We start from the raw sequence: 26,960 nt of genomic DNA, 5'->3' as shown, positions 1-26,960 counted from the left end.
ACTTGCCGATTGGCTTCAGCCAGAGGCTTAGTCGCACTTATACCCTTGTGGTGAAAGTCGACATCAACTCACTATCGTCGCCTGAGTTTCCTTTATCTCCCTTCCGGTAAAAAGGAGGTTCGATTAAGTAGGCCCCTTCCTGGGAGGCACAGTTTGTACGTTGCTGCGACTACTGGATGTGCTAGTACAGGTGTTGCGAAGACGATTGTGTACTTACCCCGTAAGGGCGCTTCCGCCTTTGAATTTTGGGCGTTTGTCACCTTTTATGTATCATTACGTATACTGGGATGACGAAGGAGTGAGTATATGGAAACGGAAATGAGAGCGAGCCGGAATGGCCGGATCAATATTGTTTTGCAGGATACTCTACCTCAGATTGAAAGAAAGCGCTCAGTCGGTTTTAATAAACAGTTCCAAGAAATAGAGGAAGCTTTTGCTTCGTTTGTCGGGATTAAACAAATTAAAAAAACCATTAAGCAAGTTTATGCAACGGTACTTATTAATGAAAAGAGAAAGGAAGCAGGGCTTTCTTCCAATGAGCAAGTACTGCATATGTTATTCAAAGGTAATCCAGGAACGGGAAAGACGACACTTGCCCGCAGACTTGCTAAATTATATGTTGAACTCGGGATACTTTCGAAAGGGCATTTTATCGAAGCGGAACGAGCTGACCTTGTTGGAGAATACATCGGACAGACAGCGCAAAAAACAAGAGCGCTAATTGAAAAGGCGATGGGTGGCATACTTTTTATCGATGAAGCCTATTCCCTTGCACGTGGCGGGGAAAAGGACTTTGGTAAAGAAGCGATTGACACGCTTGTAAAACATATGGAAGATGGTCATAAGGATTTTGTTCTTATACTTGCAGGATATCCTTATGAAATGGGACGGTTTCTCTCAACGAATCCAGGACTTGAATCGCGGTTTCCATTTATCCTGGATTTTCCAGATTATAAATTGGATGAATTAATGGAAATAGCACATCAAATGGTTAGAATAAGGGAATATCAATTAACAATAGAAGCGGACCGGAAGCTAAGGGATTATTTATATCATCAATTAGCAGCAAAAGGCAGACATTTTGCCAATGCCCGTTCGGTACGGAACTTGATGGAGCAGGCAATCCGGTTACAGGCATACCGCCTCGTTCAAACGGAAAATTATCAGCCAGAACGGCTAATGGAGATTACCGCTTCAGATATTAAATTTGAGCAGGAGTAAAAGAGAGGTAACGTATGGCAGAAAAAATTATTGTTATTGCAGTAAGAAAACCGGAACAATTACAGGAACGTTTCCAGTCTTCGTTGGATGAATTAATCTCATTAAGTAATACAGCGGGCGGGGAAGTGGAGGGGATATTCACGCAAAATCGTAACCATATCCACCCGGCAACCTACCTTGGAGAAGGCAAATTGCGAGAGATTAAAGCTGAGGTTGAAGCGAAGGAAATCGATCTTGTCATCTCCAATGATGAATTGTCAAGCGGCCAATTAAGAAATTTAAATAATTATTTAGGAGTACGGATCATTGATAGGAGCCAGCTGATTTTAGACATCTTTGCACAACGAGCTCAGACAAAGGAAGGGAAGCTGCAAGTTGAGCTTGCTCAATTGGAATATTTATTACCAAGATTACGGGGACAGGGCATTGAATTGTCCCGTCTTGGTGGTGGAATTGGGACAAGAGGCCCTGGAGAAACACAATTAGAAACAGATCGCCGGCACATACGGCGCAGAATCGGTGATATTAAAAATCGCCTAAAGCTCGTTGTGAAGCAACGTGAACAATACCGGAAGCGCAGAAGGGATAATGCTATCTTTCAAATTGCAATTGTTGGATATACGAATGCCGGAAAATCAACTTTATTCAATAAATTAACGGATAGTCATACGCTTCAGGAAGATAAGTTATTTGCAACACTTGATCCATTAACACGTAAAATTGTATTGCCATCCGGCTTCCAGGCATTAATAACGGACACAGTCGGTTTCCTTCAGGATCTCCCTACGTCGCTCATTGCTGCATTCCGTTCCACGTTGGAGGAAGTTGCAGAAGCAGACTTTCTTTTGCATGTAATCGATGCATCGCACGTGGATTATGAGCAACATATTGAAACAGTGGGGGAATTGCTACGCGAGTTGGATGCAGACCAGCTGCCGATGCTATATATTTATAATAAGAAAGATTTGCTTGAGGACGATTTTATTGCCCATGAACGCCCATACGCTATCGTTTCAGCTTATGAGGAAGAGGATATGCAATCCACTTTAAGAAAAATGGAAGAGATGCTTGAAAAAGTGTGGCTGCCTTTTCATATCGCGCTTGAGCCAAATGAAGGCAGGTTGATGGTTCAGTTGGAGCAGGAAGCAATCCTTACTGATAAATCCTTTGATGAAACAGATAATCGTTACCATATTAAAGGGTACATCCGGGAGAATCATGCATTAATAAACAGATTAAAGGAGTAATGAAGGAACATGCTTATGGACTTAATCAATCAGACAGAACAAGACATTAAAGTTTTAAAAGAACAAGTAAATACAATAGTGGAAAACAATCAGCAACGTGTGCTTGATGCTTTTATTGAAAATCGGGTGAGTGACAGTCATTTTAATTCAACAACGGGCTATGGGTATGATGATATGGGAAGAGAAGCACTTGAGGCAGTATATCGTGATGTGTTCGGGACAGAAGATGCGCTCGTCCGTCCTCAGCTTGTTTCCGGTACACATGCGATTTCGACCGCCTTATTTGGCGTGCTCCGGCCAGGAGATGAACTTTTATATATTACGGGAAAACCGTATGATACGCTTGAGGAAGTAGTCGGTAAAAGAGGGAATACACCTGGGTCATTAAAAGAGTACGCAATCGATTATGGAGAAGTCGCTTTACGGGAAGACGGGTCTGTTGACTTTGCTGCTGTCAGTCAAAAAATCCAGACAAATACAAAAGTAATTGGTATCCAGCGTTCCAAAGGTTATGATGATCGTCCTTCTTTTACTGTAGCAGAGATTAAAGAAATGGTCGATTTTGTAAAAGAAATAAAAGAAGACGTCATCGTATTTGTTGATAATTGTTACGGTGAATTTGTGGAAGAACTGGAACCGACACATGTAGGGGTAAACTTGATGGCTGGATCCCTTATTAAAAATCCAGGAGGAGGCATTGTTCGTTCCGGGGGATATATCGTAGGAGATGAACATTTGGTCGAACAATGTGCCAACCGTTTAACAGCACCCGGATTAGGAAAAGAAAGTGGAGCAACATTAAACATGCTGCAAGAGCTCTTTCAAGGTTTTTTCCTTGCACCTCATGTTGTCGGTGAAGCTTTAAAAGGAGCGATATTCACGTCGCGATTTTTGGAATTGGCTGGATTTACGACGACCCCGGCGTATCAAAGCAAACGTACTGATCTAATTCAATCCGTCACATTTGATACCGCAGATCAGATGATTGCATTTTGTCAGGCAATCCAGGAGAACTCTCCGGTAAATGCTTACGTGACACCTTATCCTAGCGAAATGCCAGGCTATGAAGATAAAGTCATTATGGCAGGCGGAACATTTATTCAAGGTTCGAGTATCGAACTTTCTGCAGATGGACCAATCCGTGCACCTTACACGGCTTACGTTCAAGGAGGGCTTACTTATTCCCATGTTAAACTTGCCTTAACGCGTGCCGTCACTGCACTTGAGAAAAAAGGTTTTCTCCTTGTCGAATAGGGTATAGTAATATTTGGATGGCTTTAACATCCAAACTAATAGCTGGAGGAGATTTAGTTGGGAACCGTAATTACAAAGGAAGCGATCAAAGAAAAGATAAAGGAAGAAAATGTCCGCTTTATAAGACTGCAATTTACCGATATTCTTGGAACGATTAAAAATGTGGAAATACCACTTAGTCAATTGGATAAAGCGTTAAACAATAAGATGATGTTTGATGGTTCTTCAATTGAAGGTTTTGTGCGAATTGAAGAATCAGACATGTATTTATATCCGGACTTAGATTCCTTTGTTGTTTTTCCGTGGACATCTGATAAAGGAAAAGTCGCCCGTTTCATTTGTGATATTTACAATGCTGATGGAACACCGTTTTCTGGATGTCCCCGTTATATTTTAAAAAGAAACTTGAAACGTATGGAAGAGCTAGGCTATGATACATTTAATATTGGTACAGAACCGGAATTTTTCTTATTCAAGCTAAATGAAAAAGGTGAACCAATTCTTGAATTGAATGACCATGGAGGTTATTTTGACCTTGCACCGACGGATCTCGGGGAAAGCTGCAGAAGAGATATCGTACTGGAGCTGGAAGAAATGGGTTTTAAAATTGAAGCATCGCACCATGAAGGGGCACCAGGGCAGCATGAAATCGACTTTGAATATTCAGAAGCCGTACGCCATGCAGACGATATCCAAACATTTAAACTCGTCGTTAAAACGGTCGCAAGAAGACATAATCTCCATGCGACATTTATGCCAAAACCATTATTTGGTGTAGATGGCTCAGGAATGCACGTCAATATGTCTCTGTTTAAAGATGGTGAAAATAAATTTTTTGATGAAGCGAGCGAACGCCAATTAACAGATGTGGCATATCAATTTATCGCAGGACTTTTGGAACATGCGACGAACTTCACCGCAGTAACAAACCCAATTGTAAACTCATATAAACGGCTCGTGCCAGGTTACCAAGCACCTTGTTATGTAGCTTGGTCCAGTTCGAATCGGAGTCCATTACTACGAATACCAAGTTCAAGAGGGATGGGTACGAGAGTTGAGGTGCGCAGTGTTGACCCGGCATCCAATCCATATTTGGCACTCTCTGTCCTACTTGCTTCAGGACTGGATGGAATTGAACATAAAAAGCAACCGCCTCAAGCAGTTGACCAAAACATTTATGCAATGACGAAAAAAGAAAGAATAGAAAGTGGCGTGAAAGATTTACCAGCTACATTGAAAGAAGCATTAGATGAGATGGAGAAGGACTCTGTCATCATTCAGGCGTTGGGAGAACATCTCTATGAAAATTATGTAGAAGCAAAAGAATTTGAATGGCGCATGTTTAATAATACGGTGCATCCATGGGAACGCGAACAGTACCTAACATCCTATTAATCAATGAACAAGGGCGCAAGCGCCCTTGCAGGTTAAAACGCGATTCTTTTCGCAATATTTGGGACTGCGATTACTCGTTCCACCGAAGAGCGTTTGCACTAGCACATCGTTTCCTAATCTAGTAAACAAAACATCTGATCTTTGCACTGAATGCGAAGATCAGATGTTTTTTAATGTATATCTCTGTACAATCCAATGACTTTACCTAAAATACTAACCTTTTCATAAAATAATGGTTCCATCGTAGCATTTTCCGGCTGCAAGCGAATCATTTTTTCTTCTTTAAAGAAACGTTTGACGGTTGCCTCGTCATCATCTGTCATTGCTACAACGATATCTCCATTATCAGCCATGTTTTGCTGTTTTACAATCACCATATCACCTTCAAGAATCCCTGCTTCAATCATACTTTCGCCTTCAATGACTAGAACAAATAAATTATCGTCCGAACTCGCATGGGAGCTAGGAACTGGAACATATTCTTCAATATTTTCAACAGCGGTAATCGGGATTCCAGCAGTAACTTTTCCGATTACTGGAGCATAACGGGCTTGATTTTTCGGGATATTACCTTCACCGTCTTGATCTAATATTTCAATGGCTCTTGGTTTAGTCGGGTCACGACGGATAAACCCTTTCGCTTCTAACCTTTCCAAATGTCCATGTACGGTCGAACTGGATGCAAGACCGACTGCAACAGCAATCTCCCGAACGGATGGTGGATAACCTTTTGCATGAACTTCGTCTTTTATAAAATCTAAAATCATCTGTTGTCTTTTAGAAACTTTTGTCATCTATTTATCACCTCTTACATAGGATTTATTATTACTAGTTTATCACTTGAGGAAAGTTTATGCAAACATTCGTTCGAAAAAAACATTGACAGGACCATTTGTTCGTGCGATAATATGTTCTAAGAACAAAGGTTCGAAAAAACAGGAGGATTCTGTAATGCTAAATAGACTATTTGCTAAGTTTTCCAAAGAAGATATATTTTTTACTATCGGTTTCATCTTAACTTTGGTATTCTTGTATTTCTCTCTCATTGCCAATGCCTAATCGACTAAGAAGGGGAAATTGAATCGTGAAAGCAGTCATCTATTGCAGAGTGAGCACAGAGAAAAAAGAACAGGAATCATCATTAGCTAGACAGAAGGAAGAATTGTATGAACTAGCTGTCCGGCAAGGATTAGAAGTTGTTACTTGTATTGAAGAGCAGGTGAGCGGTTATGAAATTAATAGAGATGGGATTTTCGAGATGCTTGAATATTTTTCAAATAAGAAAGCGGAATGTCTATTAATTCAAGATGAAACGAGACTAGGAAGAGGGAATACGAAAATTGCTTTGTTTCATCAATTGCAAAAGTTGCATATATTAATCTACACCGCAATTCATGACGGGGAGCTGGAACTATCAGAATCAGATTCTATGGTTTTACAGATTGTCGGTATCGTCGAAGAATACCAAAGGAAAATTCATAATTTAAAAATCAAAAGAGGCATGCAGCGAGCGGTAAAAGAAGGATATAATCCAAGAAATAATTTAAAAAACATCAGCAAAGCGCCAGGGAGAGAAAGATTGGAAGTACCACTTGAGGAAATTGTACGTCTTCGCGAGAAAAAACTCACTTTCGGGGAAATTACAAGTACATTAAATGGCTTGGGTTATACTATCTCAAAAGCAACGGTTCATCGTCGTTATCAGGAGTACGAACAAGAGAGCGACCCTCAAAATAAATAACCTCACAAATGACAAGTTGTAATACTTGTCTTTTTTTGTTGTATGCATTATAAAGGAAGGGGAAAATCACAAAAATACAATATAAATTCTGTTATTATGTTGCGCAGTAGGGTAGTATTATAATCTAGATAATACTTTAAATACCCTCTTAAAGGAAACGATAAAGGAGGTTTATTGATGTTAACGAAAGAAAAACTTGCACGAATTAACGAGCTTGCAAAGAAATCCAAAACATCCGGTCTAACTGAAAAAGAGAAATCGGAGCAAAAACAGCTCCGGGAAGAATATTTGCAAAACATCCGCGGTTCATTCACAAATCAGTTGAAAACCGTTAAAATTATTGATCCGGCAGGTAATGACGTTACCCCGCTCAAAGTGAAAGATATGCAAAAAAGGAATGAAAAACATTAATTTGTTTAGGCAATCGACTTAATTTGCTTGTGAAGTTTGCACATTCATTATAGAATAGTAAATAGATACATACTATAGTGGAATTTTGAAAGGAGATAATTATGTCTAATATTGAACAACTATCAATTAACACGATCCGCACGCTTTCCATCGATGCGATTGAAAAAGCTAATTCCGGTCACCCCGGCTTGCCGATGGGTGCTGCGCCTATGGCTTACACGCTATGGACTGATTTTATGAATCATAATCCGAAAAACTCAAAATGGTTTAACCGTGACCGTTTCGTTTTATCTGCTGGACACGGATCGATGCTTTTATACAGTCTTTTACATCTTTCAGGCTATGATGTTACAATTGATGACTTGAAAAACTTTCGTCAGTGGAATTCCCGTACACCAGGTCACCCGGAAGTTCTCGACACAGATGGTGTAGAAGCAACAACTGGCCCACTTGGACAAGGTATTGCGATGTCCGTTGGTATGGCGATGGCAGAAGAACATCTTGCTGCTAGATTTAATAAAGAAGATGCATCCATCGTCGATCATTATACGTACGCACTTGTAAGCGACGGTGACTTGATGGAAGGTATCTCGCATGAGGCGGCTTCTCTAGCTGGCCACCTTGGCTTAGATAAATTAATTGTTTTATATGACTCAAACGATATTTCTTTAGATGGTGAACTTGACAGATCCTTCTCAGAGGATACAGAAAGCCGTTTCAAAGCATATGGCTGGCAAGTAATCCGTGTTGAAGATGGTAATGATGTGGATGCGCTCCGAGCAGCAATTAAGGAAGCGCAAGCAAACACGGATCAGCCTACTTTAATTGAAGTGAAAACGATTATCGGATACGGCTCTCCGAACAAATCAAACTCTGCCGCATCCCACGGAGCGCCACTAGGTAAAGATGAGGTAACACTTACGAAAGAGTATTACAAATGGGCTCACGAAGAATTCAACGTACCGGAAGAAGTGTACGCTGATTTCAAAGAGAAGATCCAAGATGATGGTAAGAAAGCTGAAGATGCTTGGAATGACCAATTCGCTGCGTATAAGGAAAAATATCCGGAAGAAGCAGCACAGTTGGAACAAGCTATGAACGGCGAACTTCCAGTTAATTGGGAAGAAGCTATTCCTGTATTTGAAGAAGGAAGCTCCCTTGCAACTCGTGCTTCCTCTGGTGAAGTGTTAAATGCTATTGCTAAAGCAGTTCCTACATTCTTCGGAGGTAGTGCAGACTTAGCAGGTTCAAACAAAACAATGATGGACGATGAAGGTGACTTTACGAAAGCAAATTATGCTGGACGCAACATCTGGTTTGGTGTTCGTGAACACGCAATGGGTGCTGCCTTAAACGGTATGGCACTTCACGGCGGTCTGAAAGTCTACGGTGGAACGTTCTTTGTGTTCAGTGATTACCTGCGCCCATCCATCCGTCTTGCATCAATCATGAAGACACCAGTAACATATGTGTTTACCCATGACTCGATTGCAGTAGGAGAAGATGGACCAACTCACGAGCCGGTTGAACATCTTGCAGCATTACGTGCAATGCCAGGCCTTTCCTTAATCCGTCCGGCAGATGCAAATGAAACTGCTGCAGCATGGAGACTTGCTTTAGAGTCTAAAGATGAGCCGACAGCGCTTGTCCTTACAAGACAAAATTTACCGACTCTTCCGGGCACAGACAAGAACGCTTATGAAGGCGTGAAGAAGGGTGCATACGTTGTAAGTGCAGCTGAGAAAGAAACAGCAGATGCGTTACTTCTAGCAACAGGTTCTGAAGTACAGCTTGCTGTAGAAGCACAAAAAGCGCTAAAAGAAAAAGGAATTGACGTCTCCGTTGTAAGCATGCCATCATGGGATCGCTTTAACAAACAAGACGAAGCATATAAAGAAAGTGTACTTCCTAAGAATGTTACAAAACGACTTGGTATAGAAATGGGCGCATCTTTTGGATGGGACCGTTACACAGGAGCAGAAGGCGATATCCTAGCGATTGACCGCTTCGGTGCATCCGCTCCTGGAGATACCGTTGTAGCAGAATATGGCTTTACTGTCCAAAATGTCGTTCAACTTACTGAAAAACTTGTTAACAACTAAGGTTAACTAGATTCAATTAAGAAGAACGGATCTCTAAACACCAGCTGTTTTAGAGATCCGGTCTCTTAATCGACAAAACTAGTGGAAGTTTACAACAGAATATGACAGTAATCGTGTCGCGGAATACGTATAATGGGATGAAAAGGAGTGCTTTCCATGTATACGTATTCTATTTTTTCTGTTAAAGCTGAGATAGCCGTACATTATTTCTATAAGACGGGGGTACTGTTCCGGTTCTTTAAAGAGTTTAAGGATTGTCCGAAGCTAACTTATTTGCAGTTACAATATAATTATGTCATTGAACCACTCCAGTTATCGCTCATTGCAGCTTATCTGCGAACCTTAACCGATGACGTGAACGTAGAAAAGAAAGATAAATACATACAGCTTTTTTGGGAAGGTAAAAGTTTGACGATCTATGAGGATGGTCACCATATTGAACTAACTTGTTCATCCATTCAAGAGGCAGAAGAATTCTTTTTTCCAATCCTTCGTCAATCACCAGGATTTTATTTTGTCATAAATAATCGTTTGAATGATTATGGTTGGTTATCTGTTAAAAATCATAAATTGATCAATAATCAAATATTGTATTCTTACCCATGATTATATATACTTGATGAAGAGAGTAACGAAGGAGGAAGACAGACATGAGCACAATTTGGGTAGTATTAATTGCTATTGCAGCTTTAGTAGCAGGTGTTGCTCTTGGGTTTTTTATCGCAAGAAAATATATGATGAACTACTTGAAAAAGAATCCGCCAATCAATGAGCAAATGCTTCGTACATTAATGATGCAAATGGGCCAAAAGCCATCACAAAAGAAGATTAATCAAATGATGCGCGCAATGAATAACCAGGTAGATAAGTAAAAATATCATCATACAAATCCAAAACCACTTTTTCTGTTAAAATGGAACAGAACAGAGTGGTTTTTATATATCGTATAATCACCAGAAAGGAAATGCCGAATGATAACCAATGAAAATAGTTTTCAATTACTACCCGAAAGTTTCTATAAGCAGCCGACGCTCACGCTTGCCAAACAACTTATCGGTAAAATACTTGTCCATGAAACAGAAGAAGGATTAAGTTCTGGGGTGATTGTTGAAACAGAAGCTTATCTCGGTGCTCTGGACCGCGCAGCTCATAGTTATGGATACAGGCGAACGAAGCGAACGGAAATTATGTATCATCAAGCTGGCCTTATTTACACGTATCAAATGCATACCCATTGCCTCCTGAATATCGTGAGCGGAGAAGTTGGTGAGCCGGAAGCAGTCCTTATCCGCGCGATTGAACCGTATAGTGGAGTAGACTTAATGATGCAAAAACGTCCAGTCAAAAAAATACAAAATTTGACGAGCGGACCGGGGAAACTGACGAAAGCGCTAGGGATAACGATGCAAATGTATGGCGAACCAATATATAAACAACCATTATATATCACAGAAGGTGCCCGGATTGATGAAATCATGACAGGACCGCGTATTGGAATACCAAATACAGAAGAAGCCCGTGACTATCCTTACCGTTTTTGGATGGCCGGTAACTCCTATGTTTCGAGATAAGTATACGTTTACAGGGTAAATCCGTCGGCACGGATTTACGTTTCTTATATACTTATTTCGAGAACATCGCAAAACGATGTAAGTGTTGTCTAATTGTCAAAAACAAGGGCGTTACCACATGTCCTTTCTGATAAAATAGATGCACATAATAAAAATGTAGGGGAGATTATATGTCAGAAATCAATATATTTCTAGCCTTTGGTGCTGGATTTCTTTCTTTTGTTTCACCCTGTGTCTTACCTGTGTACCCGGTATTTTTATCCTATATTACTGGCATGAGCATTAATGAAATGAAAGAAGATAATAAAAAAATGAATCGGCAAGCATTACTTCATACGATTTTTTTCCTAATCGGTTTTTCGAGTATTTTTATTGCAATCGGTTTTTCAACTTCGGTTATCTCTGAATTTCTCTTGACTTATCAAGATATCATTAGACAAGTCGGGGCCATCTTAATTATATTCTTTGGATTGGTCATTGTTGGTATTTTAAACTTTAAATTCCTGATGAAAAACAGACAAATTCAGTTTAAAAATCGTCCAAGTGGTTATCTTGGTACATTATTGATTGGTATTGCATTCTCTCTTGGCTGGACACCATGTACCGGGCCAATCCTAGCGGTGGTGTTCTCACTTGCAGTCTCTAATCCAGAGCTAGGAATGATTATGATGATTGCCTATATTTTAGGGTTTGCGATTCCATTCCTCGTTATGGCATTCTTTATCGGCAGAATGAACTGGATTAGAAACCATAGCATGAAGATTGTTAAAGTTGGTGGCTATGTAATGATTTTCTTCGGTGTGGCCCTTTTCTTTGACTGGATGACCGTTGTCACAGCATATCTCGCTGACTGGTTTGGATTCTCCGGTTTTTAATAAAGATATTAATGATATAATAGGGAGTAAGTAATTTTGAAAGAGTGATTAAAACATGTTTTGGGGTATTGCTAGTACAATCGGAGCCACAATGATGGCTGTCATTATGATTTTTGTTCGATTGAAAATGGGGAAGAGACCTGCATCTCTAAAAAAAATCATCTTACCGCCTCTATTTATGAGTACCGGAGCTCTGATGTATATCTTCCCGATATTTCAAATCAGCTGGTTCCAAGTCATTGAATCCTTTGCACTTGGGATGGTTTTCTCTATTATCCTGATTAAATCATCGAAATTTAAAATTCATGACGGTGAAATTTATTTAAATCCATCAAAAGCATTTCCACTTATCCTATTTGGACTTCTTGTCGTTCGTTTAGCACTAAAGGTATTAATCAGTGGCTATATTTCACTTGGAGAGACGGGTGGAATCTTCTTTATGCTTGCGTTCGGGATGATCCTTACATGGCGGATTGCCATGCTCTATCAATTCTTGCAACTTAGAAAGTCAATGACAGAACAAAAGCACCTTGCATAGAGCCAGGTGCTTGTTTGTCTTTATTTTTTATAACTCTCCTGCCAGTTGTCACGATAGTCGCTTTTAGAAAGCTGGAATAAATGTTCATAAGGTTCCACAGGAATTCCTTTTTCTTTTAGTTTTTTACGCAGAAATTTATGGTCACGTTTCGGTGTGGCGACGATGTAACCTTCAATCAATGTATCCTGCGTTATCATTTCTTCCTTCTTATCCAGAGCAACTTCACCAATCTTACTGGCAATTGTTTGACGAGCGACATCACGGAATAATTCAGGAACAGGGGAAACAAGTTCCTCCAATAATGCTTTTTCCTCATCCGCCCACATATCTTTGGTCAAATCGACATAATGCTCTTGCCAATCCAAGACAGATTTCCCATCTTCTTTCGGCAAACTCTTTAAGAATTTACGGAACATGAAGAAACCGCCAATTCCCATTAGCGAAATTAGAAGAAATCCCCACAACACAAGTATTATACTCAATAATATTCACCTATTTCTTTACTTTATCACGCATTAACGGTCTGTAATCCCCCACCTCTAAACATGAAGGAAGCCCAAAATGTGAAGTGGGGAATGAACAGTCCGTAAATCCCTGATTCTGTTCAACTAACATTCAGTGATTCTCACTGAATGAAGTTTCACTTTATGACAAAATTACTAATAATGGGATGATAGACAATTGAATAATTTATTTTTAGAATATTTTATAGTAAGATAGAAAATATACGTAACATTATTATATGAATAAACGGTCTAAGTAACAAGTATTATAATCGATAGAATCATGACAATTGATTCTATTAGAATAAAAACTGTAACAGATCATAAACATAATATTACATAGCGTTTTATCGTTTTTACTTTAAAGGGGGAAGTTCTTAGCTTTTAACTAATTATAAAGGGGGACAATTGAATGAAGATAGGGGAAGTTTATTCACTAAAGTTTGATCAACAACAGCTATTATTTTCCAATTTTCCCAAATTGCCGACGAATATATTGGAATGGATGGGAAGCCATTTAAATGATGCCTTTATTGTCTGGGATGAAAAGGATCGGATTTGCTTTGTCAGTCAATCGATTAAAAAATTATTAGGTTATAAGCAAGAAGAGCTTATTGGCAACCCGTGGTATGAACGAATTCAACCCCTCGAGCCGAAGTGTGTAGAACAATATTTAGCCGCAGAAAGAAAAGAAGGCATACATGTTGAACTTATCCATAAGAATAATCACACCGTTTACGTGGAGGTTTGCTTAGCTCGAATTGAAGATCAGTCAAGTAATCGCAAATATGTTGCTGGGTTGTTGAAGGATTTGACGGCTTATAAAGAAGCAAAGGAAATGATTGTACAAGCAAAAAGAATGTCTGTCGTAGGTCAGCTTACTGCAAGTATTGCCCATGAAATTAGAAACCCATTAACATCAATTAAAGGATTTCTGCAGTTGCTTAAAGCAGGAGTGAATCATAAAGAAGAATACTACAGGATTATGGAAGATGAGATTGAAAAGATTGAATCCATAACATCAGAACTTCTATTTATGTCAAAACCATCTTCAAATAAAAAGAAAAAAGAACATATAGGTAAACTAATCAGTGATGTAGTGGTGTTATTGCAATCCCAGGCAAAATTTAAAAACGTTACAATCAAATATGATGAGTCAATTTCCGGAGTTATCTACTGTGATCCATCTCAGATCAAACAAGTATTGATCAATTTAGTAAAGAATGCGATTGAGGCAATGGAAGAACCAGGAGACATTAGCATTTCCGTCGATTTCATGAAAGAACAAACGATTATCAACGTAGTGGATGAAGGGATCGGTATACCACAGGAACTAATGGATCAGTTGGGGGAAGCATTTTTCACTACGAAGGAAAATGGTACAGGTCTTGGATTGAATATTACAAGAGAAATAATGGAACAACATGGCGGACTTCTTAAATTCTTCAGAAATGAATCGAAAGGCAGCACATTTCAAATAATTTTCCCAAAAACGTTTAATCATTAAGAATGGACAATACAGGCAAACTGTCCATTCTTTTTTGTATAAGTATAACTTATCAACTAGAATAATAATTTAATATACAGCTTAATTGACGAATGATTTGTTTTATCGCTTACAATCCGATAGTATATAAGTAAAGGTTTATTATTCTTTCTTTTTTAAAGTGTGATGGGATGATAAAGTACCAGTTTACGAACAACATAGACTGGTAGCAACTTAGAAAGGGGTAGTATGGAATGTCAAATGATGCATTTAAAGCGAGAAAGCAATTTGAATTAAACGACAAGACCTACAATTACTATGATCTGAAAACTTTAGAGGAACAAGGTCTCGGCAAAATTAGCCGCTTGCCATTCTCTGTACGAGTTCTTTTAGAATCCGTACTTCGTCAACATGATGACCATCAAATTAAAGATGAACATGTCAAAGCACTTGCGAAATGGGGTAAGAAAGATGCGAAAGGTGTCGATGTACCATTCAAACCTTCGCGTGTTATCTTGCAAGACTTCACTGGGGTTCCGGCCGTTGTTGACCTAGCTTCTTTAAGAAAAGCAATGGTGGATATGGGGGGCGAACCAGACAAGATTAATCCTGAAGTACCGGTTGATTTAGTTATCGACCACTCCGTACAAGTAGACCAATATGGTACACCAAATGCCCTACAAGCGAACATGGACATTGAATTTGAAAGAAACGCTGAACGTTATGAATTCTTAAATTGGGCTCAAAAAGCGTTTGACAACTATCGTGCTGTTCCTCCAGCAACAGGTATTGTTCACCAGGTTAACTTGGAATATATTGCGAATGTTGTGCACGCCCTTGAAAATGAAGCGAAAGAGTTCGAAGCATTTCCAGATACACTTGTAGGAACAGACTCTCATACGACGATGATTAACGGACTTGGTGTCCTCGGTTGGGGTGTTGGTGGTATTGAAGCTGAGGCTGGAATGCTCGGTCAGCCGTCCTATTTCCCGGCACCAGAGGTGATTGGGGTTAAGTTTGTTGGAAGTTTCCCGAATGGAACTACAGCAACAGACCTTGCCCTAAAAGTTACGCAAGTGCTACGTGAGAAAAATGTAGTAGGTAAATTTGTAGAATACTTCGGTCCAGGCCTGAAAGACATGCCGCTAGCTGACCGTGCAACGATCTCTAACATGGCTCCTGAGTATGGTGCAACTTGTGGTTTCTTCCCTGTAGACGAAGAAACATTAAGCTACTTACATTTGACAGGGCGAAGTCAAGAACTAATTGACCTTGTTGAGAAATACAGTAAAGAAAACAGTCTATGGTACGACCCGGAAGACGGCGATCCAGAATATACAGACGTTGTCATTATCGACCTGTCTGAATTAGAGCCGAATTTATCCGGACCAAAACGTCCGCAAGACTTGATTTCTTTATCTAATATGCAAAAGGAATTCAATAAAGCCATTACAGCTCCTGAGGGCAACCAAGGATTTGGAAAAGATAAGTCTGAATTCGATAAAGAAGTGACCGTTACCCATAAAAATGGTAAGGAATCTGTCCTGAAGACAGGCTCCCTAGCAATCGCTGCAATCACTTCTTGTACAAACACGTCTAACCCATATGTAATGTTAGGTGCAGGTTTAGTTGCGAAAAATGCAGTCGAAAAAGGACTGAAAGTACCTGATTATGTTAAGACTTCGTTGGCACCAGGATCTAAAGTTGTAACCCGTTATCTGGAAGATGCCGGATTACAAAAATTCTTGGATGTACTTGGCTTTAACCTTGTTGGTTATGGCTGTACAACCTGTATCGGTAACTCCGGTCCTTTACTGGAAGAAATCGAAAAAGCAATTGTTGATTCCGATTTAATCGCTTCTTCCGTATTATCCGGTAACCGGAACTTTGAAGGGAGAATTCACCCGCTTGTTAAAGCGAACTACCTAGCATCCCCACCACTTGTTGTGGCATACGCACTAGCAGGTACAGTGGATATTAATCTAAATGAAGACCCACTTGGAACGGATAGAGATGGAAAACCAGTATACATGAATGATATCTGGCCGACAGCACAAGAAATTAAAGAAGAAGTTGCGAAAGTTGTAACGCCGGAAATCTTCCGTAAAGAGTATGAGAACGTCTTTAATTCCAATGAAAAATGGAACGCTATTGATACAACAGACGAACCATTATTCGAATGGGATGAGGACTCGACATATATTCAAAATCCGCCATTCTTTGAAGGTTTAGGAAAAGAGGCAGGAACGGTTGAGAAATTAAGTAATTTACGTGCAATTGGTTACTTCGGTGACTCTGTTACAACAGACCATATTTCACCTGCAGGAGCAATTGCGAAAGATATGCCTGCTGGTCAATATCTGCAAGAAAAAGGTGTATCACCTAGAAACTTCAACTCTTATGGTTCCCGTCGTGGTAACCACGAGATTATGATGCGTGGTACATTTGCGAACATCCGTATTCGTAATAAACTTGCTCCGGGTACAGAAGGCGGCTACACAACCTACTGGCCAACGGAAGAAGTAATGCCAATTTATGACGCTGCAATGAAATATAAAGAAGATAACACCGGATTAGTTGTTATCGGTGGTAAAGACTACGGAATGGGGTCTTCCCGTGACTGGGCTGCAAAAGGAACGAACCTTTTAGGTATTAAGACGGTTATTGTGGAAAGTTATGAACGTATCCACCGTTCGAACCTTGTCATGATGGGTGTATTACCACTTCAATTTGTAAAAGGCGATAGTGCTGAGAAACTTGGCTTGACAGGTAAAGAAACGTTCCATGTTGATATCGACGAAAATGTACAACCAAATAGCCCGGTAAAAGTTACTGCAGTAGCAGAAGACGATAAAGTTACCGAGTTTACAGCTATCGCTCGTTTTGATAGCCCGGTTGAAATCGACTACTACCGTCACGGCGGAATTTTGCAAATGGTTCTACGTGAAAAATTAGCTTAAACATCACTATAAAGATAAGAGCCGCTAAGCAAATGCTTAGCGGCTCTTTCTTGACTAATTTCCGAACAATGACGCTAATATCTTTACTTCTTTCCTTATGCAAATTACTATTAAAGTAAGGTTAAGAAAGTCGGGGGAGATATTGTGAAAAAAATAATATTTGGAATCAGTTTTCTTGTTATTTTAGTCGGAATCATGATTGGAGATATAGCTGCCGATAAAAATGAAGAAGCGGGGCCAAATCGATATGATGTGACAGGAGATACATCGGTTTCAGGCGGGATGATTGCACCTGTTGAAAGCGTTGGTATCCAACCTGGAGAAGCTGCTCCTGACTTCTCGCTGGAAACATTAGACGGTGAAGTAGTCAGCCTGTCCGAATTAAAAGGCGAAAAAGTGATCCTCAATTTTTGGGCAACCTGGTGTCCGCCATGCCGCGAAGAGATGCCAGAAATGCAGAAGTTTTATGACGCTCATCAAGATGATGTTAAGGTAATTGCTGTTAATTTTAATGAAAAAGATGAAAAGGTAAAGGACTACCTCGAGGAATTTGGATATACATTTCCAAGCCCACTGGACAGCGATGGGGCGACTGGCACGGATTATGGTGTAATCACATTGCCGACAACCTATTTCATCAACTCAGAGGGTATTATCCAAGAACAACGCCATGTCGGGCCAATGGATTACGAATTTATGGAAGAAATGCTTAACACATTAAATTAATTGCATATTTTCACTTGTTCCTGTAAAACATACAACTACTACAGTTGAAAGGAGTAGTTATATGTCGCCAGATAAAAACAAACCAAAGCCGGATGATCGCAGTGATAACGTGGAAAAACTGCAGCATATGATCCATGATACGTTAGAAAATATCGAAGAAGCGGAAGGTACGCTGGAGTTCTCTGATGAAATAGGGAAAGAGCAGATTTTAGCTAAAAATAAACGTCGCAAAGAAGCTATTGAAGGCTTTCGTGAAGAAATTAAAGATGAATCACATCATCAAGATAAATAATTAAAAACAAGACCTCAAAATCATCTAATTTTGAGGTCTTGTTTTTTTGCAGGCAGATGGATTCGTGATACGATATTACTATACATATTATTGATGAAACAGCAGGATAATGGAGGTATTTATTTTGAATAAAGTAAGAACACCAATAGAAGTACGCTACCAGGAAACAGATCAAATGGGTATTGTTTATCATGGCAATTATTTGATCTGGTTTGAAATTGGCAGAACGAAATTCATTAAAGCTTTAGGACTGTCCTATGTGGAAATGGAAAAACAAGGTGTCGTTTCGCCGGTTATAGATGCAGAGCTTTCCTTTATTAAGCCGACCCGTTACGGAGAAACCGTATATATTGATACATGGTTGGCAGAATATGACGGAATTCGTTCTGCTTATGGTTATGAAGTGGTTGGAGAAGATGGTGAAGTTGCTGTTAGAGGCTTGACTAGACATGTTATCGTCAATAAAGATACGTTTCGCCCTTTATCACTGAGAAGGAAATTTCCAGAATGGCATGATATTTATAGTAAGGAGATTAAAGGTGAATAAAAATGGCTTTTGGAATTAATCGGCAAGAATTACATCGTTGGAAGCTAGAAGTCAGTAGCGGTCAAATCGCGTTTCTGACGCATTACTGGATTGATGAACGGTTCCCAGGCTGTGATACCGTAACAAAGGTAGGATGTAGTGATATTGAAAAGCTGAAAACTTGGGGAAGAAGTCATGAGCTTGATGAACATTGGATTGATTATAAAGACAAATATCCTCATTACGATTTATTTGGGGAATATCAACGAGAAATTCTCCGCAAAGAAGCAATTTGGGAACAGATTAAAAGGTTTAATCTGTAAATGAAAGCAGGATTTTTTCCATATAATCGCATCGTAATAAAAGAAGATCCGGTGATTGGATGATGCATCCAATTATCGGGTCTTCTTCTGTTTTTCTTTCCTTTCAGGTACATAGTCAACACCACCTGGATGGAATGGATGGCATTTGCTTATCCGTTTAACGCTGAGATACAGTCCTTTGATGGCACCAAATCGTTTGAATGCTTCCAGACTGTAACTGGAACAAGTCGGATAAAACCTGCAAGACGCAGGCGTATACGGACTTATTGCAAGTTGGTAGAACCTTACGAGTCCAATAAAAATATATTTCATGTTACTCACTACTTTTTCGCAGATTTGTCGAAACTAACAGAAGCAATGGCATCATGCAGATGAATGGATTCTTCATTTCTGCAGCTTACTTTAAATTTAGACACAAAGTCCAGTTCATAAAGATCAGCTGCAACAAGCCGCACCATATCTTCTACAAAACGCGGATTTTCATAAGCAGTTTCGGTGACAACTTTTTCATCTGGACGTTTTAGAACAGGATATAATCTGCTTGAAGCATTGCTTTCCGCTGCTTCTAATAGATGGAATTTCCAATCGGCATCATTCTCCGTGAAATCTTCTGTAAACTCGATTTCCATTGTAATATTGCCTCTTTGATTATGAGCACTATATTCACTAATTTCCTTCGAGCACGGACAAAGCGTAGCCACCTTACCGCCAAGACTTGCACGCATGGTGTAACCAGATAACTTATCATACGTAACTGTCATTGTAATGTCTGCATGATTTAATCCGCTAAGTTCTGTGTGTGGAGCCTTTCTTTCAAAAAACCATGGAAAGCTTATCTCAATTGTAGCATCCTGTTGCTCCAAGCGCTCACTTAACCCTTTTGCAAATGTCTTTAGAGAAGAAAAACTTATAATGAGGCCATCTTTATAATAGTTATTTAGTTGTTCAGTAAAGCGGCTCATATTCGTTCCTTTGCTCGTTTGGGGCAGGGAAGAGCTGAAACTGAACGTTCCAATAGTTGTTTGTGTTTTAGGATTCATATTGCTTTCAATTATTATTGGATGTTTGACGTTTGCAATCCCAACCGCATCCAATTCAAAAAGAAAGTCTTTCTTTTCATTCTGAATATCATGCATCTTATCTTTTTCTATTGGTTTTGTTTTTTCGATCGGTTCCACAGAGCCGAATAATTTATGTCTTTCCTTCTTTTGAGGAAGTTGTTTGAATGCATTTATTTTTGTTTGAGTCATAATCGTTCCTACTTTCTATCATTGACTAGATTTCAGTATAACGAAACACCTAATCTTATTCAATTTAAACGTTTTTCGCTGAGAATAGAATTCGAAAAATCCTACTGGAAGCCCCCCACCGATACTTCTTGCTATCGGTGGGGGGCTTCTGTGCTTAGATGGAAGTCGCAGGTTTCCTCTACTAAAAAGAAGTACCCCTTGATAAGAGCACTTCTTTTTTACATCCAAGTAATTTTCGGTTCGGTACCATTTTTAATTCGTTTCAAGTTCTCCTTATGACGGTAGATAACAAACAAAGTAAGGAGTGAAATAATGATAATTAAGACAATGTCCTTATAAAACAACGAGATAAGAATCGTGACTGCTCCAGTTATGATAGAAGATAGTGAAACATACTTGGATAAGTATAGGGAGAGTAGAAAGGTCATAATCATAATGACAAATAATAATGGGAAACTCCCCAATATAATCCCCGCCGATGTTGCGACTGCTTTACCACCCTTAAACTTAGCGAATATCGGATAAGTGTGCCCGATAACCGCGAATAGGCCGATAATGAGCGGGTGGACAGAAGCATCGAATAGAATCGGGATTACCGTTGCTGCTGTTCCTTTTAAGATATCAGATAACGTAACGATAATTCCAGCTTTCATTCCGAGCACTCGGAAAGCATTTGTAGCTCCAAGGTTTCCGCTTCCGTGCTCGCGGATATCTTTATTGAAAGCGATTTTACCTACTAATAAAGCAGAAGGAATCGAACCTAATAAATAAGCGATAATTGCAAATAATACAAATTCCATCATTCATCCTACTTTCCATCAACTTTTTGAAGCTGTACTATGCTTATTCTAGCATGAATTTCGATTAAAAAGTACCGTTACTTGGAATTTATTCTGCAGTAAGAATAAATTCCAAGTAAAAAAAGCATGCAAGAAAGTGATACGGTTGACTATTCAGCTTATTCTACTTATGATGTGACTAGAATGACTTGATGTATGAGACTCTGAAGAAGGGATGAAAAACATGAGCTGGGAAAATCCATCGAAAGAAAAATTGAAAGAGACTTTAGAAGATGCCAAGACAATAGCAGTCGTGGGATTATCAAAAAATGAAGAGAAGACCGCCTATCAAATATCGAAAATTATGCAGGAAGAAGGTTACCGTATCATTCCTGTCAATCCGACCGTAGATGAAGTTCTTGGGGAAAAGGCATATCCAACGCTCAAAGATGTACCAGATAAAATTGATATTATCAACGTTTTCCGACGTCCTGAACATTTGCCAGATGTTGCAAAGGATGCAGCTGAAACAGATTGCAAAATATTTTGGGCACAGCAAGGAATTATCAATGAAGAAGCTTATCACTACTTGAAAGAAAGAGACTTTACCGTCATTATGGATCTTTGCATTAAAGTAGTCCATGCTGTATTAGTTAAATAGACAGATCAACAGGATGAATAAACTCATCCTGTTCTTTTTTTCTTTATGGATTTTATGATTAAATTGTTGGTATTACTCATTACACGAAAGGATCACGAACTTTTCGGACTGCGTAGGTTAAGTATTTCAGGATTAAGAAAGCAACGAAAATCATGCTTACAGTATATTTTTTTCTTTTTTTAGGTTAAGATAGTTTAGTGAAAGCTTATGATTGCAATGTTTATGTTTACATTTACAAACATTTGTTCTAAGATTAATGTATGATAAAGAAAAAGTTTAGCAGGGAATAAAGCAGTGAATGGGTTCAGGTGGAAAGGGGAAAATCAAAATTGGCTAATCAAGCAAATCGATATAGCGATGATTCCATCCAAGTGTTAGAAGGACTAGACGCGGTCAGGAAAAGGCCGGGAATGTATATTGGGAGTACCGATGAAAGAGGTCTCCATCATCTCGTTTTTGAAATCGTTGATAACGCGGTAGATGAAGCGTTGTCTGGTTATGGAAATGAAATCAACGTGACGATACATAAAGATAATAGTATTTCTGTTACAGATAAAGGAAGAGGAATTCCAACGGGGATGCATGCAACGGGGATTTCAACGGTAGAGGTCATCTTTACTGTCCTTCATGCAGGGGGAAAGTTTGGTCAAGGTGGCTACAAGACGAGCGGTGGACTCCATGGTGTAGGTGCATCTGTTGTGAATGCTCTTTCCGAATGGATGGAAATAACTATTTTCCGGGATGGTTACACCTATTTTCAGCGATTCGAAAATGGCGGTAAACCAGCCGGTACGCTGAAAAAAGGGAAACCAACGAGAAAAACAGGGACAATTATTCATTTTAAACCGGATGAAACAATTTTTACCTCAACCGTATATGATTATGAAACAATCTCTGAAAGACTGCGTGAGTCAGCATTCTTATTAAAAAATCTGCAAATTGAACTGGAAGATAAACGATCGGAGACGAAGGATGTTTTTCAGTATCCGGATGGATTAAAGTCATTCGTCGATTATCTGAATGAAGAGAAGGATGTTCTCCATTCTGTTGCTTTTTTTGAAGGAGAACATAACGGGATTGAAGTGGAATTTGCATTTCAATTTAATGACGGGTACGCAGAAAGCATGCTATCCTTTGTCAACCATGTACGCACGAAAGACGGAGGAACCCATGAATTTGGAGCAAGGAGCGCAATTACAAGAACAATCAATGAATACGCAAGAAGAACTTCTATTTTAAAAGAAAAAGATAAAAATCTAGAGGGAACGGATGTAAGAGAAGGGTTGACTGCAATTGTTTCCGTGCGGATCCCAGAAGATTTGCTGCAGTTTGAAGGACAGACGAAAGCGAAACTCGGTACTCCAGAAGCCCGTTCAGCAGTTGATGCTGTCCTATCGGAACAAATGGCATATTTCCTCGAAGAAAATGCGGACACTTCAAAACTTCTAATCAATAAATCCATTAAAGCGAAGGAAGCGAGAGAAGCTGCACGAAAAGCACGAGAAGAGGCCCGGACAGGGAAAAGACGTAAAAGAAAAGATTCACTTCTAAGTGGGAAATTGACCCCAGCCCAGTCCAGAAACCCGAAGAAAAATGAACTATACCTAGTGGAGGGAGACTCTGCCGGGGGCTCAGCTAAGCAAGGAAGGGACCGCAAATTCCAAGCTGTCTTGCCGTTAAGAGGTAAAGTAATCAATACGGAAAAGGCTAAGCTTGAAGACGTTTTTAAAAATGAAGAAATCGCAACAATCGTCCATACTATTGGTGCTGGAGTCGGCGGTGACTTCGACTTGGAAGATGTCCAGTATGATAAAATCATTATTATGACCGATGCGGATACAGACGGAGCTCATATTCAAGTGCTCCTCTTGACATTTTTCTACCGCTATATGAGAAATCTGATTGAAGCTGGTAAAGTATTTATTGCACTCCCGCCATTATTTAAGATTTCAAAAGGTAAAGGTAAAAACGAGCAAATCATTTATGCGTGGGAAGAAGATGAAATGAAAGATGCGATAGATAAATTTAAAAACGGTTATATCATTCAGCGTTATAAAGGTCTTGGTGAGATGAACGCCGACCAATTATGGGAAACGACGATGAACCCGGAAACACGAACACTAATACGAGTAACAATTGAAGACATTGCCCGTGCCGAAAGAAGAATCACAACCTTAATGGGCGATAAAGTGGAACCACGTCGAAATTGGATTGAATCGAACGTAAAATTTGGCTTGGACGAAGAAACCAATATTATTGAAAATGAAAAAATAAGAAAAGAATAATCATTATTTATTCGTGTTTAGTTAGGAAGCAATGTCTCTAAGAATCCAGGAGGGGGATATTAACGGATGCAACCAGAAAAATTTCTAGATCTATCCCTTGAAGAAGTGATTGGCGACCGCTTCGGAAGGTATAGTAAATATATTATTCAAGATCGGGCCCTGCCAGATGCCCGGGACGGATTAAAGCCAGTTCAAAGAAGAATATTATATGCCATGCATATGGAGAAGAATACATTCGATAAGGGCTTTCGAAAAGCCGCCAAAACCGTTGGAACTGTTATCGGTAACTACCATCCCCACGGGGATACTTCCGTTTATGAGGCGATGGTCCGTTTAAGTCAGGACTGGAAGCTGCAAAAGGAATTAATTGAAATGCACGGAAATAACGGAAGTATTGACGGTGATCCGCCAGCAGCAATGCGTTATACGGAAACAAGATTATCACAGATTGCTTCCGAGCTGCTCCGGGATATCGATAAGGAAACGGTGGATTTTATCTATAACTTTGATGAAACAACACTTGAACCGGTTGTGCTGCCTGCTAAATTCCCTAACCTTTTAGTGAATGGGTCAACAGGAATTTCTGCCGGTTATGCAACAGACATTCCACCCCATAATCTGGAAGAAGTAATTGATGCCGTCATCATGCGAATGGACAAGCCGCAAGCAACCGTTGAGCAGCTGATGAAAGTAATGAGAGGTCCGGACTTTCCGACAGGCGGAATTATTCAAGGTGTTGAAGGAATTAAAAAAGCTTATGAAACGGGCCGCGGAAGAGTGATTGTTCGCGGTAAAACGGAAATTGAAACAATTCGCGGCGGCAGAGAACAAATCGTCATTGATGAAATTCCTTATGAAGTGAATAAAGCAACGATGGTGAAGAAGATTGATGAACTGAGAATCGACCGGAAAGTAGAAGGGATTGCAGAAGTCCGCGATGAATCAGACCGAACCGGCTTGCGTGTAGTCGTTGAATTAAGAAAAGATGCCGATGCTACGGGGATTTTAAATTATTTATATAAAAATACGGATTTACAAGTTTCCTATAACTTCAATATGGTGGCAATTGAAGATAAAACCCCGAAATTGATGTCCTTACAACAGATTTTGGACGCATTTATTAATCACCAAAAAGAAGTCGTTACAAGACAAGTGACATTTGATTTGGATAAAGCGAAAAAAAGAGCTCATATTATTGAAGGTCTTATAAAAGCAATTTCTATCCTTGATGAAGTAATCGCAATAATTCGCTCATCTAAAGATAAAGGAGATGCGAAGAAGAACTTAATGAAAGCATACGACTTCACTGATGCCCAGGCTGAAGCGATCGTTAACTTGCAATTGTATCGACTGACGAACACCGATATTACACAGTTAGAAAAAGAAGCACAGGAATTGGAAAAGAATATCGACTCCTATGAAGCAATTCTAGCAAGTGAAGCGACATTAATGAAAACGATCAAGAAAGATTTAAGGGAAATTAAGAGAAAGTTCAAATCACCGCGACTAACCGTGATTGAAGATGAAATAGAAGAGTTGAAAATAAATATTGAAGTACTAATCCCTAGTGAAGATGTAGTTGTTTCTGTTACGAAGGATGGGTATTTAAAACGTACGAGTTTACGTTCTTATGGTGCTTCGAATAACGATGATTTGACGATGAAGGAATTGGATTATCTTATCGGGCTCTATGAACTGAATACGACAGATCATCTTCTTCTATTTACGAATAAAGGTAGGTTCATTTATTTCCCTGTCCATGAACTTCCAGATATTCGCTGGAAAGATTTGGGCGCCCACATTTCACATTTCTCCAGCCTTGAAGAAGATGAGAAACTTGTACAGGTCGTCCCGGTTCAGGAGTTTTCAGACCAGAAATATTTAATTTTCTTCACGAAAGATGGGATGATTAAACGAACTGCACTCGACAAATATGAAACCCAAAGACAGGGTCGAGCAATGATTGCGATTAATCTGAAGGCAGATGATGAATTGATTGATGTGCAAAAAACAACTGGCTATTCGGATGTTTTCCTGGCATCTAATACAGGCTATGGACTATGGTACCATGAGTCAGAAGTAAATCCGACAGGTCAGCGAACAGCCGGGGTAAAGGCGATGAATTTAAGGGGCGATGAATACGTTGTAAGTGGTCAAATATTTGATGACTTGGCAGACCCATCCTTAGTGCTTGTTACACAACGCGGAGCTGTAAAACGTATGGGACTTACAGAGTTTGAAAAAACAACGCGAGCAAAACGTGGCCTGCACATGTTAAGAGAATTGAAGAGCAAGCCGCATCGCGTCGTTGGGTTCTTTACAGTTAGTGATAATGACAGTATAAGCATCCAAACCGCTAATGGAGTCACCCATTCAATCTATCCGCTTGAATTATCCATGAGCGACCGAGTCAGCAACGGCTCCTTTGTCATTGACACTGACCATGACGGCGAAGTAACTGAAGCATGGAAGGAAATTGCCTATGAAAAACCTTTTCAAGCAGGAGATCTGGAAGAACAAGATAAATAACAATCACCCAAAAGCCTGGAGCAGCCTCCAGGCTTTTTCATATCAAGTATGATGACCCTAATTTCCATTCCTATCTACAATATAAAAAGAGCAACCAACGCCTTCATACAGCGTAAGTGTGCCAACCTCCGAAACTCTCCACTGAAGGCCCGCAAAGACACTTCTTGCTTTCCGCGGGCGGCTGACGAGCCTCCTCAGGCTGAGCATTAAGGGGTCTCATCAAGCCTATCCTCCCGCAGGAGTCTCGAGGTGTCTGGACTGCTACCAGGAAAAATCTAATTTAGA

Annotated in this window: 26 protein-coding genes; 21 read left to right on the top strand and 5 right to left on the bottom strand. The window is 39.7% G+C overall.

Annotated features, from left to right (window positions below; genetic code table 11):
- The first annotated feature begins 306 nt into the window (after positions 1-306).
- Genes LZD48_RS04240 through glnA form a run of 4 tightly spaced genes read left to right on the top strand, consistent with a single transcriptional unit; the run spans position 307 to position 5,117 of the window.
- Positions 307-1,221 (top strand): AAA family ATPase, encoded by a 915-nt coding sequence (locus LZD48_RS04240; RefSeq protein ID WP_235761494.1) that lies wholly within the window; start codon positions 307-309, stop codon positions 1,219-1,221.
- 14 nt (positions 1,222-1,235) lie between these two features.
- Positions 1,236-2,468, top strand: coding sequence for a GTPase HflX (gene hflX, locus LZD48_RS04235; protein WP_235761493.1), 1,233 nt, complete (start codon positions 1,236-1,238; stop codon positions 2,466-2,468).
- Positions 2,469-2,477: 9 nt separating this feature from the next.
- On the top strand, positions 2,478-3,722 hold the full coding sequence (locus LZD48_RS04230; RefSeq protein ID WP_235761492.1) for a methionine gamma-lyase family protein: 1,245 nt from the start codon (positions 2,478-2,480) through the stop codon (positions 3,720-3,722).
- Positions 3,723-3,779: 57 nt separating this feature from the next.
- Positions 3,780-5,117 (top strand): type I glutamate--ammonia ligase, encoded by a 1,338-nt coding sequence (gene glnA, locus LZD48_RS04225; protein ID WP_235761491.1) that lies wholly within the window; start codon positions 3,780-3,782, stop codon positions 5,115-5,117.
- A 170-nt stretch (positions 5,118-5,287) separates the two neighbouring features.
- Here glnA and lexA read toward each other — a convergent pair whose 3' ends face one another.
- Positions 5,288-5,911, bottom strand: coding sequence for a transcriptional repressor LexA (lexA, locus tag LZD48_RS04220; protein ID WP_235761490.1), 624 nt, complete (start codon positions 5,909-5,911; stop codon positions 5,288-5,290).
- Between the two features lie 290 nt (positions 5,912-6,201).
- Here lexA and LZD48_RS04215 point away from each other — a divergent pair, with 290 nt between their 5' ends.
- From LZD48_RS04215 to LZD48_RS04180, 8 genes are all read left to right on the top strand, one after another.
- Positions 6,202-6,858 carry a YneB family resolvase-like protein gene (locus tag LZD48_RS04215; protein WP_235761489.1) on the top strand — a complete coding sequence of 219 codons (657 nt, stop codon included), beginning with the start codon at positions 6,202-6,204 and terminating at the stop codon, positions 6,856-6,858.
- A 177-nt stretch (positions 6,859-7,035) separates the two neighbouring features.
- Positions 7,036-7,269, top strand: a complete 234-nt coding sequence (locus LZD48_RS04210; protein ID WP_235761488.1) for a DUF896 domain-containing protein — start codon at positions 7,036-7,038, stop codon at positions 7,267-7,269.
- A gap of 101 nt (positions 7,270-7,370) precedes the next feature.
- Complete coding sequence (tkt, locus tag LZD48_RS04205; protein WP_255770526.1) at positions 7,371-9,371, top strand: transketolase; 2,001 nt, start codon at positions 7,371-7,373, stop codon at positions 9,369-9,371.
- 156 nt (positions 9,372-9,527) lie between these two features.
- Positions 9,528-9,977, top strand: a complete 450-nt coding sequence (gene sirA, locus LZD48_RS04200) for a sporulation inhibitor of replication protein SirA (protein WP_235761487.1) — start codon at positions 9,528-9,530, stop codon at positions 9,975-9,977.
- A 44-nt stretch (positions 9,978-10,021) separates the two neighbouring features.
- Positions 10,022-10,243 (top strand): YneF family protein, encoded by a 222-nt coding sequence (locus LZD48_RS04195; protein ID WP_235761486.1) that lies wholly within the window; start codon positions 10,022-10,024, stop codon positions 10,241-10,243.
- Between the two features lie 99 nt (positions 10,244-10,342).
- Positions 10,343-10,942 (top strand): DNA-3-methyladenine glycosylase, encoded by a 600-nt coding sequence (locus LZD48_RS04190; protein WP_235761485.1) that lies wholly within the window; start codon positions 10,343-10,345, stop codon positions 10,940-10,942.
- A gap of 170 nt (positions 10,943-11,112) precedes the next feature.
- Entirely contained in the window at positions 11,113-11,817 is a 705-nt protein-coding gene (locus LZD48_RS04185) for a cytochrome c biogenesis CcdA family protein (RefSeq protein WP_235761484.1), read from the top strand.
- Positions 11,818-11,872: 55 nt separating this feature from the next.
- Positions 11,873-12,355 carry a CcdC family protein gene (locus LZD48_RS04180; RefSeq protein WP_235761483.1) on the top strand — a complete coding sequence of 161 codons (483 nt, stop codon included), beginning with the start codon at positions 11,873-11,875 and terminating at the stop codon, positions 12,353-12,355.
- Between the two features lie 20 nt (positions 12,356-12,375).
- Here LZD48_RS04180 and LZD48_RS04175 read toward each other — a convergent pair whose 3' ends face one another.
- The gene (locus tag LZD48_RS04175; RefSeq protein WP_255770522.1) at positions 12,376-12,837 is read right to left on the bottom strand and encodes a DUF2621 family protein; all 462 of its coding nucleotides are present in this window, start codon (positions 12,835-12,837) and stop codon (positions 12,376-12,378) included.
- A 433-nt stretch (positions 12,838-13,270) separates the two neighbouring features.
- Between LZD48_RS04175 and LZD48_RS04170 the strand changes: the two genes are divergently transcribed.
- The 6 genes from LZD48_RS04170 to LZD48_RS04145 all read left to right on the top strand — a co-directional run bounded on the left by LZD48_RS04170 (position 13,271) and on the right by LZD48_RS04145 (position 19,171).
- Positions 13,271-14,365, top strand: coding sequence for an ATP-binding protein (locus LZD48_RS04170; RefSeq protein WP_235761482.1), 1,095 nt, complete (start codon positions 13,271-13,273; stop codon positions 14,363-14,365).
- Positions 14,366-14,598: 233 nt separating this feature from the next.
- Positions 14,599-17,304, top strand: coding sequence for an aconitate hydratase AcnA (acnA, locus tag LZD48_RS04165; RefSeq protein ID WP_235761481.1), 2,706 nt, complete (start codon positions 14,599-14,601; stop codon positions 17,302-17,304).
- A gap of 144 nt (positions 17,305-17,448) precedes the next feature.
- Positions 17,449-18,030, top strand: a complete 582-nt coding sequence (locus LZD48_RS04160) for a TlpA family protein disulfide reductase (RefSeq protein WP_235761480.1) — start codon at positions 17,449-17,451, stop codon at positions 18,028-18,030.
- 61 nt (positions 18,031-18,091) lie between these two features.
- Complete coding sequence (gene tlp, locus LZD48_RS04155) at positions 18,092-18,322, top strand: small acid-soluble spore protein Tlp (RefSeq protein ID WP_235761479.1); 231 nt, start codon at positions 18,092-18,094, stop codon at positions 18,320-18,322.
- 124 nt (positions 18,323-18,446) lie between these two features.
- On the top strand, positions 18,447-18,869 hold the full coding sequence (locus tag LZD48_RS04150; protein ID WP_235761478.1) for an acyl-CoA thioesterase: 423 nt from the start codon (positions 18,447-18,449) through the stop codon (positions 18,867-18,869).
- A 2-nt stretch (positions 18,870-18,871) separates the two neighbouring features.
- A complete protein-coding gene (locus LZD48_RS04145) occupies positions 18,872-19,171 on the top strand; it encodes a hypothetical protein (RefSeq protein WP_235761477.1) in 300 nt (99 codons plus the stop codon).
- A 72-nt stretch (positions 19,172-19,243) separates the two neighbouring features.
- Here the strand turns inward: LZD48_RS04145 and yidD are convergent, their stop codons facing one another.
- From yidD to plsY, 3 genes are all read right to left on the bottom strand, one after another.
- Positions 19,244-19,483, bottom strand: coding sequence for a membrane protein insertion efficiency factor YidD (yidD, locus tag LZD48_RS04140; RefSeq protein WP_235761476.1), 240 nt, complete (start codon positions 19,481-19,483; stop codon positions 19,244-19,246).
- A gap of 8 nt (positions 19,484-19,491) precedes the next feature.
- Positions 19,492-20,421 (bottom strand): GTP cyclohydrolase FolE2, encoded by a 930-nt coding sequence (folE2, locus tag LZD48_RS04135; RefSeq protein WP_235761475.1) that lies wholly within the window; start codon positions 20,419-20,421, stop codon positions 19,492-19,494.
- Positions 20,422-20,639: 218 nt separating this feature from the next.
- On the bottom strand, positions 20,640-21,221 hold the full coding sequence (gene plsY, locus LZD48_RS04130; protein WP_235761474.1) for a glycerol-3-phosphate 1-O-acyltransferase PlsY: 582 nt from the start codon (positions 21,219-21,221) through the stop codon (positions 20,640-20,642).
- A gap of 223 nt (positions 21,222-21,444) precedes the next feature.
- Here plsY and LZD48_RS04125 point away from each other — a divergent pair, with 223 nt between their 5' ends.
- The 3 genes from LZD48_RS04125 (at position 21,445) to parC (ending at position 26,675) form a co-directional block, all read left to right on the top strand.
- On the top strand, positions 21,445-21,861 hold the full coding sequence (locus LZD48_RS04125; protein WP_235761473.1) for a CoA-binding protein: 417 nt from the start codon (positions 21,445-21,447) through the stop codon (positions 21,859-21,861).
- 329 nt (positions 21,862-22,190) lie between these two features.
- On the top strand, positions 22,191-24,146 hold the full coding sequence (gene parE / locus LZD48_RS04120; protein ID WP_235761472.1) for a DNA topoisomerase IV subunit B: 1,956 nt from the start codon (positions 22,191-22,193) through the stop codon (positions 24,144-24,146).
- A 66-nt stretch (positions 24,147-24,212) separates the two neighbouring features.
- Positions 24,213-26,675 (top strand): DNA topoisomerase IV subunit A, encoded by a 2,463-nt coding sequence (parC, locus tag LZD48_RS04115; protein WP_235761471.1) that lies wholly within the window; start codon positions 24,213-24,215, stop codon positions 26,673-26,675.
- Positions 26,676-26,960 lie beyond the last annotated feature (285 nt).

The organism is Oceanobacillus alkalisoli (genome assembly GCF_021556485.1).
Taxonomy (GTDB): domain Bacteria; phylum Bacillota; class Bacilli; order Bacillales; family Amphibacillaceae; genus Oceanobacillus; species Oceanobacillus alkalisoli.
This window is presented reverse-complemented; position numbering and strand designations above follow the sequence as displayed.